The 17,107-nt window shown below is 65.0% G+C and carries 18 protein-coding genes; 12 read left to right on the plus strand and 6 right to left on the minus strand.

Annotated features, from left to right (window positions below; genetic code table 11):
• The first annotated feature begins 52 nt into the window (after positions 1-52).
• The 7 genes from chrA (at position 53) to V8352_RS14530 (ending at position 5,857) form a co-directional block, all read left to right on the plus strand.
• Positions 53-1,300, plus strand: coding sequence for a chromate efflux transporter (gene chrA / locus V8352_RS14500; RefSeq protein ID WP_336425010.1), 1,248 nt, complete (start codon positions 53-55; stop codon positions 1,298-1,300).
• 73 nt (positions 1,301-1,373) lie between these two features.
• On the plus strand, positions 1,374-1,829 hold the full coding sequence (locus V8352_RS14505) for an SspB family protein (protein WP_336425011.1): 456 nt from the start codon (positions 1,374-1,376) through the stop codon (positions 1,827-1,829).
• A 96-nt stretch (positions 1,830-1,925) separates the two neighbouring features.
• Positions 1,926-3,329 carry a class II fumarate hydratase gene (gene fumC / locus V8352_RS14510; RefSeq protein WP_442971040.1) on the plus strand — a complete coding sequence of 468 codons (1,404 nt, stop codon included), beginning with the start codon at positions 1,926-1,928 and terminating at the stop codon, positions 3,327-3,329.
• Complete coding sequence (locus V8352_RS14515; protein WP_336425012.1) at positions 3,326-3,520, plus strand: DUF4169 family protein; 195 nt, start codon at positions 3,326-3,328, stop codon at positions 3,518-3,520. The genes fumC and V8352_RS14515 overlap by 4 nt, the downstream gene beginning before the upstream one ends.
• Entirely contained in the window at positions 3,517-3,753 is a 237-nt protein-coding gene (locus V8352_RS14520; protein WP_336425013.1) for a ribbon-helix-helix domain-containing protein, read from the plus strand. Before V8352_RS14515 ends, V8352_RS14520 begins: the two co-directional genes overlap by 4 nt.
• Before the next feature lie 74 nt (positions 3,754-3,827).
• A complete protein-coding gene (locus tag V8352_RS14525; RefSeq protein ID WP_336425014.1) occupies positions 3,828-4,274 on the plus strand; it encodes a GNAT family N-acetyltransferase in 447 nt (148 codons plus the stop codon).
• A 158-nt stretch (positions 4,275-4,432) separates the two neighbouring features.
• Positions 4,433-5,857: a protein adenylyltransferase SelO gene (locus tag V8352_RS14530; RefSeq protein WP_336425015.1), complete on the plus strand. Its 1,425-nt coding sequence runs from the start codon at positions 4,433-4,435 to the stop codon at positions 5,855-5,857.
• Between the two features lie 52 nt (positions 5,858-5,909).
• On the opposite strand, the gene V8352_RS14535 is transcribed toward V8352_RS14530, so the two are convergent.
• Positions 5,910-7,223 (minus strand): DEAD/DEAH box helicase, encoded by a 1,314-nt coding sequence (locus V8352_RS14535; protein ID WP_336425016.1) that lies wholly within the window; start codon positions 7,221-7,223, stop codon positions 5,910-5,912.
• A gap of 368 nt (positions 7,224-7,591) precedes the next feature.
• Here V8352_RS14535 and V8352_RS14540 point away from each other — a divergent pair, with 368 nt between their 5' ends.
• Complete coding sequence (locus tag V8352_RS14540; RefSeq protein ID WP_336425017.1) at positions 7,592-8,005, plus strand: Fur family transcriptional regulator; 414 nt, start codon at positions 7,592-7,594, stop codon at positions 8,003-8,005.
• Here the strand turns inward: V8352_RS14540 and V8352_RS14545 are convergent.
• Both V8352_RS14545 and dksA read right to left on the minus strand, forming a co-directional pair.
• Positions 7,992-9,140 carry an FAD-dependent monooxygenase gene (locus V8352_RS14545; RefSeq protein WP_336425018.1) on the minus strand — a complete coding sequence of 383 codons (1,149 nt, stop codon included), beginning with the start codon at positions 9,138-9,140 and terminating at the stop codon, positions 7,992-7,994. The two genes, V8352_RS14540 and V8352_RS14545, sit on opposite strands and share 14 nt — an antisense overlap.
• 72 nt (positions 9,141-9,212) lie before the next feature.
• Positions 9,213-9,686 (minus strand): RNA polymerase-binding protein DksA, encoded by a 474-nt coding sequence (dksA, locus tag V8352_RS14550; RefSeq protein ID WP_336425019.1) that lies wholly within the window; start codon positions 9,684-9,686, stop codon positions 9,213-9,215.
• A gap of 143 nt (positions 9,687-9,829) precedes the next feature.
• On the opposite strand from dksA, the gene V8352_RS14555 reads away from it, so the two are divergent.
• The 4 genes from V8352_RS14555 (at position 9,830) to V8352_RS14570 (ending at position 13,621) form a co-directional block, all read left to right on the plus strand.
• Positions 9,830-10,669 (plus strand): AAA family ATPase, encoded by an 840-nt coding sequence (locus V8352_RS14555; RefSeq protein ID WP_336425020.1) that lies wholly within the window; start codon positions 9,830-9,832, stop codon positions 10,667-10,669.
• Between the two features lie 222 nt (positions 10,670-10,891).
• Positions 10,892-12,247 carry a DUF2927 domain-containing protein gene (locus tag V8352_RS14560; protein ID WP_336425021.1) on the plus strand — a complete coding sequence of 452 codons (1,356 nt, stop codon included), beginning with the start codon at positions 10,892-10,894 and terminating at the stop codon, positions 12,245-12,247.
• A 13-nt stretch (positions 12,248-12,260) separates the two neighbouring features.
• Entirely contained in the window at positions 12,261-12,431 is a 171-nt protein-coding gene (locus V8352_RS14565) for a hypothetical protein (RefSeq protein ID WP_336425022.1), read from the plus strand.
• A gap of 5 nt (positions 12,432-12,436) precedes the next feature.
• Complete coding sequence (locus tag V8352_RS14570) at positions 12,437-13,621, plus strand: vWA domain-containing protein (RefSeq protein WP_336425023.1); 1,185 nt, start codon at positions 12,437-12,439, stop codon at positions 13,619-13,621.
• Positions 13,622-13,704: 83 nt separating this feature from the next.
• On the opposite strand, the gene V8352_RS14575 is transcribed toward V8352_RS14570, so the two are convergent.
• The 3 genes from V8352_RS14575 to V8352_RS14585 all read right to left on the minus strand — a co-directional run bounded on the left by V8352_RS14575 (position 13,705) and on the right by V8352_RS14585 (position 17,087).
• Positions 13,705-14,484 (minus strand): hypothetical protein, encoded by a 780-nt coding sequence (locus V8352_RS14575; RefSeq protein ID WP_336425024.1) that lies wholly within the window; start codon positions 14,482-14,484, stop codon positions 13,705-13,707.
• Positions 14,481-15,794 carry a hypothetical protein gene (locus V8352_RS14580; protein ID WP_336425025.1) on the minus strand — a complete coding sequence of 438 codons (1,314 nt, stop codon included), beginning with the start codon at positions 15,792-15,794 and terminating at the stop codon, positions 14,481-14,483. Before V8352_RS14580 ends, V8352_RS14575 begins: the two co-directional genes overlap by 4 nt.
• Positions 15,795-15,977: 183 nt before the next feature.
• Complete coding sequence (locus V8352_RS14585; RefSeq protein WP_336425026.1) at positions 15,978-17,087, minus strand: anhydro-N-acetylmuramic acid kinase; 1,110 nt, start codon at positions 17,085-17,087, stop codon at positions 15,978-15,980.
• Positions 17,088-17,107 lie beyond the last annotated feature (20 nt).

The following is a 17,107-nucleotide window of genomic DNA, read 5'->3' on the forward strand; positions in this document are numbered from 1 at the left end:
AACTGAGCGTCATCCGGCGCGTCACCAGCCCGGCAGACAAATTGGGCGGAACATGCCGGTCAGCACACGCGATTTCCTCGCCGCCTTTGCGCGGATCGGCCTTTTGTCTTTTGGCGGGCCTGCGGCACAGATCGCGCTGATGCAATCTGAGCTGGTCGAGCGGCGCGGCTGGCTGGAGCAGCGCCAGTTTCTTGGTGCGCTCAGCTTTTGCATGCTTCTGCCCGGCCCCGAGGCGATGCAGCTGGCCACCTACGCGGGATGGAAGCTGCGCGGCACTTGGGGCGGGCTGATTGCGGGGCTGTTTTTTGTGTTGCCGGGCGCGGCGGCGATCCTCGTGCTGGCGCTGAGTTATGCCCATTATGGTGATCTGCCGCTTGTCGCCGCGCTGTTTCTGGGCATCAAGGCTGCCGTCCTTGTGATCGTGGCCCAAGCGCTCTGGCGGCTGGGCCAGCGCGCGCTTGAGGGGCGCGCGCAACTGGTTCTGGCCATGCTCGCCTTTGCCGCGATCTATGCCGCCTCCCTGCCCTTTCCCGCGGTCATCTGCGCTGCCGCCCTGTGGGGCGCTTGGGCCGCGCGAAATACGCGCCCCGAGGCTGCGGCACCTGTTCCGCCCGGTCAGTTGCAGCGCACCGCACGCACGGTTCTGATGTGGGGCGCGCTCTGGGCCGCGCCGGTGGCTGTCGCCTATGCCATGGGCGCCAGCTTTCTTGGCGCCATCGCGCTCTTTTTCAGCAAGCTGGCGGTCGTCACCTTCGGCGGTGCCTACGCAGTGCTGGCCTACATGACGCAGACCGTGACGCAAAGACATGGCTGGATCAGCGCCGAGCAGATGATCGACGCGCTGGGACTGGCCGAGACAACGCCGGGGCCTCTCATCCTCGTGACGCAATTCGTCGCCATGCTGGCGGGCTTTGGACAGGGCGGCACCGCCATGGCGCTGGCCGCTGGGGCGATGGCGCTCTGGGTCACGTTCATTCCCTGCTTCTTGTGGATTTTTGCCGGCGCCCCCTATCTGGAGCGCACTCTCGCCCAGCCGCGTTTGCGCGGCGCGCTCGCGGCGATTTCGGCCGCCGTCGTGGGCGTCATCGCCAATCTGTCGCTCTGGTTCGCGCTCCACGTTCTTTTTGGCCGCGTCCTTGCCAGCCCCGTTGGCGCCTATCCCGATCTGGCGACACTGGATGTGCGCGCTGCGGGCCTGACGGCGCTCGCGGCGCTGCTTCTGGTGGGGCTGCGTCTGCCGGTGCCGGCGGCTATCGCGCTCATGGCGGCAGCGGGCGGCCTCTTGCATGTTGCCGGATAGGGCGTGCGGCAGGCCCTTTTCCTTTCCTCAGAATCCCGTATTGTGGAGGGATAATGAAATCCGGGGGACGCGAATGTCGCGCACGATCGAATATGGCAATCTGATGCATCGGGCCATGCGCGGCCTTATTCAGGAGGTGCTGGAGGATGTGGCCGAGCATGGCCTGCCCGGCGCGCATCATTTCTTCATCACCTTTGACACGAACCATCCCGATGCCGCCTTGGCCGATTGGCTGAAACAGCGGTATCCCAGCGAGATGACCGTGGTGATGCAGCACTGGTATGACAATCTCGAAGTCACGGACGAAGGCTTTGGAATCACATTGAATTTCGGGGATGCACCCGAAAGCCTCTATGTGCCCTATGACGCGATCCAGACCTTCGTGGATCCTTCGGTCGAATTTGGCCTGCGCTTCGAAACGCAGCCCAAGGACGACGAGGATGAGGATACAGACGACGAGGACGATGACGAAAACGCATCCACGGGCGGCGGCGATATCGTCAGCCTCGACAGCTTTCGCAAGAACTGAACGGCAAACGGGCAAGGCCGGCGCCCGGCGCGCTTGCCGTTGAACTTTTCGCCGCGTCCGGTAAGAGAGAGGCAATTCTGATCAAGGAGCGCCCGCATGAGCCGGACCGAGATGACCACCCGCACCGAAACCGACAGCTTTGGCCCCCTCGAGGTGCCAAGCGATAAATACTGGGGCGCGCAAACACAGCGCAGCATCATCAACTTTCCAATCGGCTGGGAGCGTCAGCCCATCGCGATCGTCCGCGCCCTCGGCGTGATCAAGAAAGCCTGCGCGCAGGCCAACAAGGCATCCGGTAAGCTGGACGAGGCGCGCGCCGACGCCATCATCGAGGCGGCGAGCGAGGTCATCACCGGCGATCTGGATGACAATTTCCCGCTGGTGGTCTGGCAGACCGGCTCGGGCACGCAGTCCAACATGAACGCGAATGAGGTGATCGCCAACCGCGCGATCGAGATCATGGGCGGCACCATCGGCTCCAAGGATCCGGTCCATCCCAACGATCACGTCAACATGGGTCAATCGTCCAACGATACCTTTCCGACCGCAATGCATATCGCGGCAGCCATGACCGCCCATGGCGTCACCCTGCCCGGCCTCGAGAGGCTTCAGGACGCGCTGGAGGCCAAGGCGCAGAAATGGGCGCATATTATCAAGATCGGGCGCACTCATACCCAGGACGCCACGCCGCTGACACTGGGCCAGGAATTCTCGGGCTACACGCATCAGGTCGCCATGGGGATCGAGCGCATTCACAGCGCGCTGGAGCGGATCTACGAACTGGCCCAGGGCGGCACGGCGGTCGGCACCGGCCTCAACACCCAGAAAGGCTGGAGCGAGACGGTCGCAGCCAACATGGCCGAGATCACGGGCCTGCCCTTCGTCACGGCGCCCAACAAGTTCGAGGCGCTGGCCGCCCATGACGCGATGGTCGAGATCTCGGGCGCGCTGCGCGTCGTCGCAGGGAGTCTTTTCAAGATCGCCAATGACATCCGGTTCCTCGGCAGCGGCCCCCGCTGCGGTCTGGGCGAGCTGATCCTCCCCGAGAACGAGCCGGGCAGCTCGATCATGCCGGGCAAAGTGAACCCGACCCAATGCGAGGCGCTTACTCAGGTCTGCGCGCATGTCATGGGCAATGATGCCGCCGTCGGCTTTGCCGGGTCGCAAGGCCACTTCGAGCTGAACGTCTACAAGCCGATGATGGCCTATAACGTGCTGCAATCCATGCAGCTTCTGGGCGATGCGGCCTCGGCCTTCACCGACAATCTGATCGACGGGCTGGAGGCGGATGAGACGCGCATCGACAAGCTGATGCGCGAGTCGCTGATGCTTGTCACCGCGCTGGCGCCCGAAATCGGCTATGACAATGCGACCAAGGTGGCCAAGACCGCCCACAAGAACGGCACGACCCTGAAGGAAGAGGCCATCGCCCTCGGCTTTGTCGATGCCGAAACCTTCGACCGCGTGGTGCGGCCCGAAGACATGGTCGGACCCAAGTGACGGGCACGCCCATCAATCTGAACCGCGCGCGAAAGGAACGCGCGCGGTCCCAGGCCAAGACGAGGGCAGACGAGAACGCCGTCCGGTTTGGCCAGACCAAGGCGCAAAAGGCGGCAGAGCGCGCCGAGGCCGAACGCGCCGCCCGGCGCCTTGAGGAGCACAAGCGCCCTGCGCAGAGCGACGACGAATGACCCAGCGCCCGGTCAAACACTCCCTGACCCTGCGCGGCCATCGCACCTCCGTCACGCTCGAGCCGGAATTCTGGACCGCCTTTCGCGCCATCGCCGCCAGCACCGACACACCGATCAACGCGCTGGCCGCCGAAATCGACGCGGCGCGCGGCCCCGATCTGGGCCTTGCCTCGGCCATACGCCTGCATGTGCTGCGCCACTACCTGGCGGCGGCGGAAAAGGGCCCCCGCTGAGCGGAGCGCATGGACAGCCCCGCCCGCGCCGGGCATGTTGTCGCCGCAATCCAATGATGAGGCCAATACCCCCCGTGACAGCGCTGACCCTCGCCAAACCCGACGACTTAGACCGCATCCTGCCGCTGATCGCAGCCTTTCACACCGAGGCCGGCATCGCCCAGGACGATGCCGGGCGCCGCGCGGCCGTGCAGCCCTTGCTCGACGGCTCGCCACATGGCGCGATCTACATCGCCGGCCCGGTGCGCGCGCCGATCGGCTATGCAGTCATCAGCTTCGGCTGGTCCATGGAATACGGCGGCCTCGATGGTATCCTTGACGAGATTTACATCCGGCCAGGCGTGCGCCGGCGGGGCATTGGCTCAGACATGCTCTCGGCCCTGCCCAAGGCGCTGGCGGGTGCCGGATTGCGCGCGCTTCACCTCGAAGTGGCTCGGGGCGATGACAAGGCGCGCGCATTCTACGAACGGATGCATTTCCGACCGCGCGACGGATATACACTGATGTCGCGCATCTTTTGACCCGGCCGGGGCGCTGCCCCGGACCCCGGAGTATTTCCGGAACAATGAAAGACGGACGCACGCCCGAGGTCTTTTCTTGGTAAAAACACCCATTGGCTGAGCAAATTGCCTCCCCGCCCTCCATTGGCGTTCGGACGGTGCGGGCATATATTGATGGTATGACCCATACATCCATTCCCTTCGACAATTCCTACGCGCAGCTCGCGCCCGCTTTCTTCACTGCGCAGGAGCCACTGCCTGTGACATCCCCTGCGCTTGTGGCGATCAACCGGCCCTTGGCGGACGATCTGGGCATGACGCTCGGCGAGGACGCCGAACTGGCCAGGATTTTTGCCGGCAACCTCCTGCCAGAGGGCGCCGAGCCCTTGGCACAGGTCTATGCCGGTCACCAGTTTGGCGGGTTCTCTCCGCAACTGGGCGATGGGCGTGCCGTTCTTCTGGGCGAGGTCGTGGACAAGGGCGGCGCGCGCCGCGATCTGCAACTCAAGGGATCGGGGCGCACGCCCTATTCGCGGGGAGGCGACGGGCGCGCGTGGCTCGGCCCTGTCCTGCGCGAATATGTGCTGAGCGAGGCGATGCATGCCTTGGGCATTCCCACCACCCGCGCGCTGGCGGCCGTGCGCACCGGTGACATCGTCTATCGCCAGGAGGGCGGTCTGCCGGGCGCGGTGCTGACCCGTGTCGCTGCGAGCCATCTGCGCGTCGGCACGTTTCAATATTTCGCGGCGCGGCGGGACACAGGCGCGCTCCAGCGCCTCTTGGACTACGCCAGCGCGCGCCATTATCCCGGCGCGCCGGAGCCGGGCGCGTTTCTGCGCGCGGTCATCGCGCGGCAGGCAAAGCTTGTGGCGCAATGGATGGGAGCGGGGTTCATCCATGGGGTGATGAATACCGATAACACCTCGATTTCGGGGGAAACGATTGATTATGGCCCCTGCGCCTTCATGGACGCCTATGCCCCCGATCAAGTCTATAGCTCGATCGACCGGCAAGGCCGGTATGCCTATTCAAATCAAGGGCATGTGATTGTCTGGAACATGGCACAACTGGCCAGCGCGCTGGTGCCGCTGATGCCCGATGAGGACGCCGCGGTGGCCGATTTTACCCATGCGGTGCATGCGATGCCCGCGATGATCGAGGCCGAGTGGCTGCGTGTCTTTGGCGCCAAGATCGGTCTTGGCGCGCCCAGCGAAGACGATCGCGCCCTGATCGAAGACCTGTTGGCCTTGATGGCCGAAAGCGGCGCTGATTTCACCAATACGTTCCGCGCGCTGGGGCATGGCACCGCAGAGGCGCAGTTTTCCGATCCCGCGCGCTTTGCCGCGTGGCAGGCGCGTTGGCACGCGCGGCTGGAGACTGAGGAGGGTTGGCGCGCCCGAATGGAGGCCACAAATCCCGCGATCATCCCGCGCAATCACCACATCGAAGAGATGATCGCCGCAGCCGTCGCAGGCGATGATGCGCCCTTTCACAGGTTGCTGGGCGTGCTGGCCTATCCCTATCAGGAGCAGGCAGACGCAGAGTTTCTGACCCATCCGCCTGCACCGGAAGAAATCGTGCGCCAGACATTCTGCGGCACATGAGCCGAAGAGGATCGCCGCCCAAAAGGCGACGATCCTGGCATGTTTTGCAGTATCAGGCCGCGTTGCTGCGGGCGGCATTGCCGCCGCCGCCACCACTGCGCCGACGACGGCGCTGACCGTCCGGCTTGGCAGCACCGCCACCACCGCCACCCGGCTTGCCCCCGCCACCGCCACGACGACGACCACCGCCGTTGCCGCCGCCGCGGTTGGGCTTGGCCTTGGGGTCGGGCAATTCCTCCCACGCGCGGCCCGAGGCCACGGGGATCGAGAGCCCCATCGCCTTCTGAATATCCTTCAGCTCGCCCATCTCGTCGGGGGCGCAAAAGGCGATGGCCGCGCCATCCTTGCCCGCGCGGGCAGTGCGCCCAATGCGGTGGACGTAATTTTCGGGCACATTGGGCAGATCGAAGTTATAAACATGCTTCACGTCCGGGATGTCGAGGCCCCGTGCGGCCACGTCCGTTGCGACCAGCACGTGAATATGCCCGTCGCGGAAGGACTTGAGGGCACGCTCGCGCTGTCCCTGACTCTTGTTGCCATGAATCGCGGCAACCTTGAACCCAGCGCTTTCCAGCTTGCGCGCCAGCTTGTCCGAGCCATGCTTGGTGCGGCCAAAGACCAGCGCCAATTCGCCCTTGTGCTTGGCCAGCAGCTCGATCAGCAGGTTTGGCTTCTCGGCCTTGGCGATGAAGTGCACGGCTTGCGTGACCTTGTCTGCGGCCTTGCCCGGAGGGCTGACCTGCACCTTTTTCGGGTGGTTCAGGTAGCTGCCGGCGATCTCTTCCATCTGCTTGGGCATGGTGGCGGAAAAGAGCATTGTCTGACGCTCCTTGGCCAAGAGAGCCGCGATCTTGCGCAGATCGTGGATGAAGCCCATGTCGAGCATCTGGTCCGCCTCGTCCAGCACCAGAAAGCGCGTGGCATCCAGCCGGATCGCGCGGCGGTCGATGAGGTCAAGCAAGCGGCCCGGTGTCGCCACCAGAATATGCGTGCCCTTCTCGAGGCGACTGATCTGCGGATTGATGGACGAGCCGCCAACCACGACGTTGATCTTCATCGGCGTGTCCTTGACCAGCGGCAGCAGCGTGTCGCGGATCTGGTTCGCCAGCTCGCGCGTCGGCGCAAGGATGAGGCTGGTCGCGGTTTTCGGGCGCGGACGCTCGTCATTTTCCATCATGTGCGCGATCAGCGGCAGACCAAAGGCCGCCGTCTTGCCCGTGCCGGTCTGGGCGAGGCCCATGACGTCATTGCCGTCCAGCGCATAGGGAATGGCGTGGGTCTGGATCGGGGTCGGCTCGGTGATGCCCATATTGCCGAGTTTGCGGACCAATACGGCCGGCAGGCCCATTTCTTCAAAGAGGTTCAAATCTTATCCTTTCGGACATGGGATGCCCCATGCCGTTTTGCGGGCGCTCATGGCCCGGGACGGGGCGGCAGACACCTGCCCCATACGGTGGTTCCGCCGAGGCCCTGACGCACAGGCGGAATTGCCCGTCGCGCCGATCCGGCGGCTGGCCCCACGCGTGATATTGGGATCAATTTCGCGACATTTCGTTAACTGGGGGCGGCCATGCGGGCGGCCCGGCTGCTCACGCGGCAGGAAACGTCGGTATGGCTCAGATGGACGCTTGCGGCTGCGAAGTCAACCTTTGACTGCACCCCGCCGCGAAGAACGGTGGAAGTTTGGCGCAGCGCGCGCTATTCAGAAGGCCACCAAGACCACCGGATGACCCTATGACCGATACCATAACCGACCGCTGCGAGGCACGCGGCCTGCGCATGACAGGCCAAAGGCGCATCATCGCCGCCGTGCTGGAAGAGGCCGAAGACCACCCGGATGTCGACGAGCTTTATGTGCGCGCCGCCGCGCGTGACCCCAAGATCTCGATCGCAACGGTCTATCGCACCGTCAAGCTCTTTGAGGAGACGGGGATCTTGGACAAGCTGGAGTTCGGGGACGGGCGCGCACGCTATGAGGATGCCAAGCGCGGGCATCACGACCATCTGATTGATCTGGATACCGGCGATGTCATCGAATTCTTTGACCCCGAAATCGAGCGCCTTCAGGAAAAGATCGCGGCGCGCCTTGGCTACAAGCTCAAAGGGCACAAGATGGAGCTCTATGGCCGCCCGCTCAAGAAAGGGTGAGAGGCGGCGCACCGCCGGTTACGTCATGGCCGTAGATCCAATCGAATCGCCGCATCATCCGGGCCGGAGCAATTGCCCCGCCAAGTTTAAGCGATAGATGAGCTGCGGCGCGTAATGGCTTGAAACTGATGTGGTATTTCCAGGCATTTCCATTGGCTGCCTCTACGACGCGGCGCGCCCGGCCCTCGCGCGCCGACTGGTAGGCGCCAAGCGAGGCGGCAAGGTCCGGCCACGTCGCCAGCGCATCGGCCAGCACCCATGCATCCTCAAGCGCCAATGACGCGCCCTGCGCCATGAAGGGCAGCGTGGGATGTGCGGCATCGCCCAGAACCGTCAGCCTGCCCTGCCCCCAGATCGGCGCGACGGGATGGCGAAAGAGGCCCCATTTGCCCACCGTCTCGACACGGGCCAGCATTGCCTGCACATCTGCACCAAAATCGGCAAAGCGAGCGCGCAGCTCCTCCGGATCGCCCGCTGCACTCCAGCTCTCTTCGGTCCAGCCGCTGCGCTCTTCGACGGCGACGAGGTTGAGCTGTGTGCCGCCCCTCAAGGGATAGCTGACCAGATGGCGGTGCGGGGCCATGTGCACGCGCGCCTCGCCCATGCGACTGCCGTCATGCGGCACGGTCGCGCGCCATGCGACCTGACGGGTAAAGAAGGGCGCGAGCGTACCGTTCAGGGCCTTGCGCACCACCGAATGAAGCCCGTCGGCTCCGATGACCAAATCCGCCTCCAGCGCGGCAGGGTCTGCGACGCGGGTGCCAAGCGCGATGTGAACTCCGGCCTCCAGCGCGCCGCGATGCAGAATCTCGATTAGGTCGGCGCGGTGCAAGAACCAGTAGTCGCGCGTGGCAAGCTGCGTGAGGTCGAGCCGCACCACCGGCCCGCGCCGGTAATCATGCAGCGCAACCGCGCCGCCCTGCACCCCCGAGGCACGCACCGCATCCCCAAGGCCCAGCCCCCGCAGCACCGCAAACCCGTTGGGCGAAACCTGAAGCCCTGCGCCGACCTCGGAAATCTCGGCCGCCTGCTCGTACACGGTGACGCGCGCGCCCCGCAGCGCGCAGGCGCGCGCGGCGGCCAGCCCGCCAATACCTGCGCCGATGATCGCGATGGTGAGGTTTTGCATATCCATGCATCATTCTTCATACGAAAAACGCCGGAGCAACAGCCCCGGCGTTTTGAAATTCTGCGGTGGTCTGCGCGATCATTCGTCGCGATGCACTTTCTCGCGGCGCTCGTGACGCTCTTGCGCCTCCAGCGTCATCGTGGCGATGGGGCGCGCATCCAGACGCTTGAGACTGATGGGATCGCCAGTCATCTGACAATATCCAAACTCGCCCTCTTCAAGGCGGCGCAGCGCCTGATCGATCTTGGCAACCAGCTTGCGCTGGCGATCACGGGTGCGCAACTCAAGTGCGCGGTCCGTCTCTTCGCTGGCGCGGTCGGCGACATCGGGAATGGCGCGGGTGCCATCCTGAAGCGCTTCGATCGTGTCACGGCTGCCGGCGAGCAGATCTTCACGCCATCCGATCAGCTTGCGCCTGAAATATTCTCTCTGGCGTTCATTCATAAAGGGCTCGTCTTCGACGGGCCGGTAATCGTCGGGCAGGAAAACTTCGGCTTTCAAGCGTTGATCCTCTTTCTTTTCAAGGTCCAAGGCGTCAGGATGCTGTCTCATCTGGCTCCCCCTCGGCTTGCATTTAATGCAACCGCGAGCGGTTGTCACTACTCGAATTCAGTGCGGATTGATCGGATACCGCGCTCAGGCTATGCTGCGCGCTTGCGCAAATGAACTGCGATACGAAAAGGATTGAATAGGTTATGAAATTCGAGGGAACCAGCAGCTATGTGGCAACGGACGACCTGACCATCGCGGTCAACGCCGCCGTCGCGCTGGAGCGCCCCTTGCTGGTCAAGGGCGAGCCGGGCACGGGCAAGACCGAACTGGCACGCCAGGTGGCCGCAGCGCTGGAGTTGCCGATGATCGAATGGAGCGTGAAATCCACCACACGCGCGCATCAGGGCCTTTACGAATATGACGCGGTGTCACGACTGCGCGACAGCCAGCTGGGCGAGGCGCGTGTGCATGACATTTCCAATTACATCCGCCCCGGCAAGCTTTGGCAAGCCTTTGCCGCCGAGGGCCGCGTGGTGCTGCTGATCGACGAAATCGACAAGGCCGACATCGAGTTTCCGAACGATTTGCTACAGGAACTCGACCAGATGGAATTTCACGTCTACGAGACCGGCGAGACGATCCGCGCGGTGCACCGGCCCATCGTTATCATCACCTCCAACAACGAAAAGGAACTGCCGGACGCCTTTCTGCGGCGCTGTTTCTTTCATTACATCCGCTTTCCCGACATGGACACGATGCGCCGCATCGTCGAAGTGCATCATCCGGGCATCAAGGAGGCGCTGCTGACCACCGCGCTGACCCAATTCTACGAGATCCGCGACCAGCAGGGCCTCAAGAAGAAGCCATCGACCTCCGAAGTGCTCGACTGGCTCAAGCTCCTGCTGGCCGAGGATCTGTCGCCCGAGGATCTCAAGCGTGGCGGCAAGGACAGCCTGCCCCGCCTGCATGGCGCGCTGCTCAAGAACGAGCAGGATGTGCATCTGTTCGAGCGACTCGCCTTCATGGCGCGGCGCGGCGCATGACCGCGCAGGGCGTACAAATGGCAAAGGCTGCGGCGCAGGCCGCTTCACAGCCCTCTGCGACGCCCTCCCGCCTTTGCCGCAAAATAGTCTCAAATGCTCCCTATAGAAAACGTTAACAAGGACGAGCCTGCCTTGGGGCGCGCGACGGACAGCGGTCCAAACCGCGTCGTGCCACCCCGGCGCGGTGGGTCTTTCTTGTCCGGTCCGACCATGGGGATGCACATGCGCCAAATGATTTTGCCGATCTGCCTGATGCTGGGGGCCTGCATGCCCGGAGCGTCTGGCGATGTCGCCTCGCGCGCTGCCACTCCGGATCTGGGCGGCTTCCCGGCGATCAAGGTCTTCTCCACGCCGCAGCCCGAGGCACCTACGCGGTCGAACGTCGACATCGCCCGCGATTTCATGGAGCTGTCCATGCGCCTCGAATCGGGGCGCGACCTGCCCGTGCTCAGCCGCTTTGAAGGGCCGATCAGTGTTGCGGTCACAGGCGCACCGCCCACCACGCTGCAATCGGATCTAGCGCGCCTGCTCCACCGGCTGCGCAGCGAGGCAGGTATCGACATCACGCAAACGACCGGCCCCGCCAACATCACCATCCAGGCCGTCAGCCGCGCCGAGATCCGCAATGCCCTGCCTCAGGCTGCCTGCTTTGTCGTGCCCAACATCTCGACCCTCGATGAGTATCACAAGGCCAAGCGCAGTCACCTGACCGCATGGAGCGGATTGCAGACGCGGCGCAAGGTCGCCATCTTCGTGCCCAATGATTCCAGCCCCCAAGAGGTGCGCGACTGCCTTCACGAAGAGCTGTCGCAGGCGCTCGGCCCGCTCAATGACCTATATCGCCTGCCCGATTCGGTCTTTAACGATGACAATGTGCATGCGGTCCTGACGGGGTTCGACATGCTGATCCTGCGCACCTTCTATGCGCCCGAGCTGAAATCGGGCATGAGCCATCGGCAGGTCGCGGCCGCGGTTCCGGGCATCCTCGCGCGGCTCAATCCCCGCGGCGAGCATATCGCCTCGCGGCCACTGGCATCGACGCCGCGCGCCTGGGTGCGGGCGATGCAGACGGCGCTTGGCCCCGGCGCGGGCCACGGCCAGCGCCGCGCCGCCGCCGAAAACGCGCTGCGCATCGCCGAGACGGTAGGCCTCACCGACCACCGCCGCGCGTTTAGCCATTACGCCGTCGGCCGCATCGTCCAGAGCACCGACCCCGAGCTCGCGCAAAACCATTTCGCCGCCGCCGACGCCTACTATCGCCGCGCACCTGCGACCACCCTGCACCGCGCCCATGCCGCAGCGCAGTTGGCGGCCTATGCGATCACCCAAGGGCGCGGAAATGACGCACTGGCCATTCTGGCACCGCAGATCCCCGTTGCCGAGCGGCACGAGAACGCCGCTCTTCTGGCCCAGATGATGATGATGCGCGCCGAAGCGCTGGAGCTGGCGGGCCGTGTGTCCGAGGGACGGCAGGTGCGTATGGACAGCCTTGGCTGGGCGCGATACGGATACGGCGCGGATTGGGCCGTGCGTGCAAAACTGCGCGAGATGTCGGCGCTCAATCCGCTCAAGGGCTAGGAGCGGGTAGGATATGATTGTCATCATCGCGGCCATTCTGGGCGCAATCGCAGGCAGTCTGGTCGCGCGCCGCCGCAAGGGCCGCACGGCTGACGTCCTGCAATACGCCTGCGTGTTTGCGCTGATCTTTGCGCTGGTCGCGCTTTTCGTGACGATCATGATCCAGCGCGCAACCATGCTTTAGGCGCGATGTTCCTGCCCTTTTTTCAGGCGCTGCGCGGCGCGGGTATCCCTGTATCACTGCGCGAATACCTGACCTTTCTGGAAGGTGTCGGCGCGGGCCTCGTCACCTACGATGTGACCGGGTTTTACTACCTCGCCCGCACCGCGATGGTTAAGGACGAGCGGCATATCGACCGATTTGACCGTGCGTTCGCCAGCGCCTTTGACGGGCTCGAGCAGATCAGCGCCGAGGATGTGCTGAACGCGGTCGATCTGCCCGAGGACTGGCTGCGCAAGATGTCCGAAAAGCACCTGAGCCCCGAAGAGCAAGCCGAGATCGAGGCCCTTGGCGGCTTTGACGCACTGATGGAGACGCTGAAACAGCGCCTCGCCGAGCAACAGGGCCGCCACGAGGGTGGCTCCAAATGGATCGGAACGGGCGGCACATCGCCCTTCGGCGCGCATGGCTACAATCCCGAGGGCGTGCGCATCGGGCAGGACAGATCGCGCCACCAGCGCGCGGTCAAGGTCTGGGACAAGCGCGAGTTCGCCAACCTCGCCGGAGACGTGCAACTGGGCACGCGCAACATCAAGATGGCCCTGCGCCGCCTGCGCCAATGGGCGCGCGACGGCGGCGCGGAGGAGTTCGATCTGGACGGCACCATCCGCTCCACCGCCCAAAAGGGCTATCTGGATGTTCAAACCCGGCCCGAGCGGCGCAACGCCGCACGCGTGCTTCTCTTTCTGGATGTCGGCGGCTCGATGGACCCGCACATAAAGCTGGTCGAAGAGCTTTTCTCGGCAGCCCGCTCAGAATTCAAACAGCTAGAGCATTTCTACTTTCACAACTACCTCTACGAGGGCGTCTGGCGCGACAACCGCCGCCGTTGGAGCGAAAAGACCCCCACCCACGACATCCTCAATACCTACGGGTCCGAGTATCGCAGCATCTTCGTCGGCGACGCCGCGATGTCCCCCTACGAGATCGCCTACCCCGGCGGCGCCAACGAGCATTGGAACGAAGAGGCAGGCCAGACATGGCTTGCCCGCGCCCGTGCGCAGTGGCCATCAAACCTGTGGATCAATCCGGTCCCCGAGGCGCGCTGGCCCTATACCCAATCAACCCAGATGATCGCGCAGATCTTCGAAGGCCGCATGGTCCCGATGACGCTCGAGGGGCTGGACCATGGCATGCGCATCCTCACCCGCTAGCCAGCCCTTTTGCCCCTTGTGGCAGGGACACCCTATCTGCTTCTTCTTGCTTAAAAATATCCCCGCCGGAGGCTCCGCCCCGCTCAATCCTCGCCACCTGTGGTGACAAGGCGATACTCCAGCAACTCTTCGGGCAAGAGCACATAGATGTCGTCCGGCGCCGTCGCCAGCGCATGCCGCATGAGCCGGACGTCCACATCCATATCGCCCAGATACTCCATCACATCGCCCTGCCCGCGCTGAATGTCCTCGACCGCCAGAAACGCAGGCAGCACGGTGTTCTCACCGAAGTAATGCTGGTGGACTCCCACCTGCGCGCCCTCACCGGCAGACCGCGCAACGCCCGCCGCCAGAAGATAGGGACAGGCGGAAAAGCACACATCGCCTGCCTCGATGTGCGTGTTCATCTCTGCGGCACGGATGCTGCGTCCGATCGCCAGCGCGTCGCGCACCGATCCGCCGGGGCTGTTCAGCGTGATGCGCTCTATCCCTTCCTCGGCCTCCAGCCGTTCGGCCATGCGGGCCTCATCACCGGGCGCGATGGTGCCTGTCAGGCGCAGCGCCGCGCCCTCGCGAATGAATTCCAGCCGGCTCGGCATGTCGCCAGTGTTGCGGTAGGGCCGCTCGGGCGCGCCGGGCCCGCGCTCGGGCAGCGGGGTGTCGCGGGGTGCAAAGCGGCGCGTCTGATCGCCCGGCGCAACGGGGCTGTCAAAGCCGGGCGCGCTGGACGGGCGCATCAGCTGCGGCAATGCGCCCAGCACGTCCGAGCCTGCCAGGAGCACGGCCATACCCAATTGCAGCCCCAGCACCGCGTAAAGGACGCGGCGCGCATCCCAGCCGCGCTTGTTGGCCTGCTCGCTCATGGCGTGGGGGCTCCGTTGCCCCTTGTGCGCTCCTCTGTCGTGCGCACTTCGGGCTCCGGCGATGCGGGCGGCACAGGCCGGCGCACCTCGTCCATCTCGTGCAGCACCATCATCGCCGCGCGCAGTTCCGACAGGGTCAGCGTCTGCTCGATGCCCACGCCCTCGCGGCCCGACCGGATTGCCGCCTGCGTCACCATGAGGATAAAGACCAGCACCCCCGGAAGCAGGTCAATCGCGATGGCCCCCGCCCAGGATGGCGCGAAATTGCCCGCATAGCGGATCACCGCGTCGGCCGTCGAAATGGGCGTATAGGTCGTGTCGGCGGGGGCAGGCATGGCGACCACCGCATCGGCGGCACTGCGCAGCGTCGCGGCCCGCTGGCCCAGCACGTCGAGCACCGAGGCGATCGTGCTTTGCTGATCGCCGCGCGCCGCATCCGAGCGCCCGTCAAGCTCTGGCAGCACCACTGAGGCCGCCAGATCCTGCGCCGCGCGTGAAACCAACGGGGCAACCGAAAGCTGGCGCAACTGGGTGATGAAACCGGCAAGCCGCACCGCCTCTTCGGAGAAATGAACCGAGCGCGGCTCGACCGGGCCCGGCTCGACCGTCAGAGCGCGCATCCGGCTGAGCGTCGCGTTGCCTTCGGCAAAGGCCGCCTCGACCAATGATTGCTGCGAGGCGATCTGCGCCTCGAGACCGCGCAGCTCGTCCGCCTTCTGACTGAGCACGCGAAAGACCGCGCCGCGTCCGGCCAGTCCAGAAAGATCGCCGCTGGCCTCCTGTGCGCTCAGGTCCTCGAAGGACTGGCGCACACGGGCCACGTCCCGCTCTAGGCCCTGCGCCGACACCGCGATGTTGTTGGCCTGCTCCAAAGAGGCTTGATAGTCCTGCACGGTGCGCGCCAGATGCTGCTCGACCGCCGCCGATCCGGCCAGCGCGGCAGCATTCAGCCAGGACGACATCGCGATGATCGCGAGCGAGCCGATGCCCATCGACACCAGGAGCCCGATCCGCGAGGCCATGCTGCGCACCGAGGGCAACAGGCGCATCAGGTAGGACCAAAAGACAAAGATGCCGACCGAAACGGCAATGGAATACGAGGCGGCGGCAAAAAAACTGAGCGCGCCGTTGTCATCCAGAAGGGAGGACACGCCAAGATAGGTGTAGATGCCCGAGGCGGTCGCGAGCACGCCAAGCGCGGCGCCCGTAATGGAGTCAAGCCAGCGCACATGGCCCTCCAGCTCGGCGGCGTAGCGCACACCCTGGGCTTCGGCACGGCTGATGCCAGCTTGCGTGTTCGGATCGCTCATTCGGATGTCTCTCCTATCGGTCTGGGTCCAATGCCTGTCGGTCTTTCTCCAATATAGGGCGGTGCGACGATTTTGCGCGCGCCTGCTGATCCCGAAGCGGCCCCAGACCAACGGGGCCCCCTTGCCGCGCCCGGCCCGCAGTGATGGGGGCGGCCGCTCCTGCTTCGACCACCGGGCTGGTCGTTACGCCGCCGGGGGCGTGCTGAGCGTGCCGCCAGACACGGCGGCGCGCACGCCCGTCGTCGCAGCGCAGGAGGTCGGCAGCCCGCGCGCCACGCGTACCGCCAGATACCCAAAGGCTTGCGCCTCGAGCATATCACCATCAAGGCCCAAATCCTCGACCGGGGCCACATCGCAATCGAGCGCGGCGCGCAGCATGTCCATCATCACCGGATTGTGTCGCCCGCCCCCCGTCACCAACAGACGCGCGGGCGGCTCTGGGCAATGCTCCATCCCGCGCAGGACGGCAGCGGCAGACATCGCCGTGAGGGTCGCGGCGGCATCGGCATCGGACAGCTCGCCCACGAGGTCGATCATGTCGGCAAAGGCGTCACGGTCGAGCGATTTGGGCGGCATCTTGAGGAAATACGCCTCATCAAGGAACATCTCCAGCGCGCCCTCGGCGACGGTGCCGGCCTTGGCCAGCGCACCGTTCCGGTCATAGGGCATGCCGCGCCGGGCCATCATCAGATCATTGATCGGGGCATTGGCCGGCCCGGTATCGAAGGCCATCAGCGCGCCCGCATCCTCGGGTCGGCGCACGGACGGGTCGGCCCATGTCAGATTGCCGACACCGCCCAGATTGAGAAAGGCAACGGGGGCGTCCGCACCGATGTAGCGCGCGCAGGCATGATGGAAAAACGGCGCCAGCGGCGCGCCCTGCCCGCCCAGACGCACATCGGCGCTGCGAAAATCCCAGACCACCGGAACGCCCAAGGCCCCCGCCAAGGCGCCGCCATCACCCAGCTGATGCGTGCCGCGCCCGCCCGGATCATGCGCCAGCGTCTGACCGTGAAACCCGACGAGCGCGGCATCAAAGCCGCTGAGCGCCTCGATGTGTGTCTCCATCACGACGCGGCCCGCCGCCTCCAGATCATCCCCCGGCCACCGGCCCAGAGCGGCGCTCAGCACCGCTTGCTCCTCGGCCAGATAGGCACGGTAGCGGCTGGCGCCGAAGCCGAAAATCGCCTCGCCATCCGTCTCGATCAGGGCGGCGTCGACACCATCCAGCGAAGTGCCCGACATCGCCCCCAGCGCCCAGACGCGCGCGCCGTCCTTCACCGCCTTCAACATGCTCTTTTCCTTTGCCCGAT

It is taken from the genome of Roseovarius sp. D0-M9 (assembly GCF_037083805.1).
Classification (GTDB): Bacteria; Pseudomonadota; Alphaproteobacteria; order Rhodobacterales; family Rhodobacteraceae; genus Roseovarius.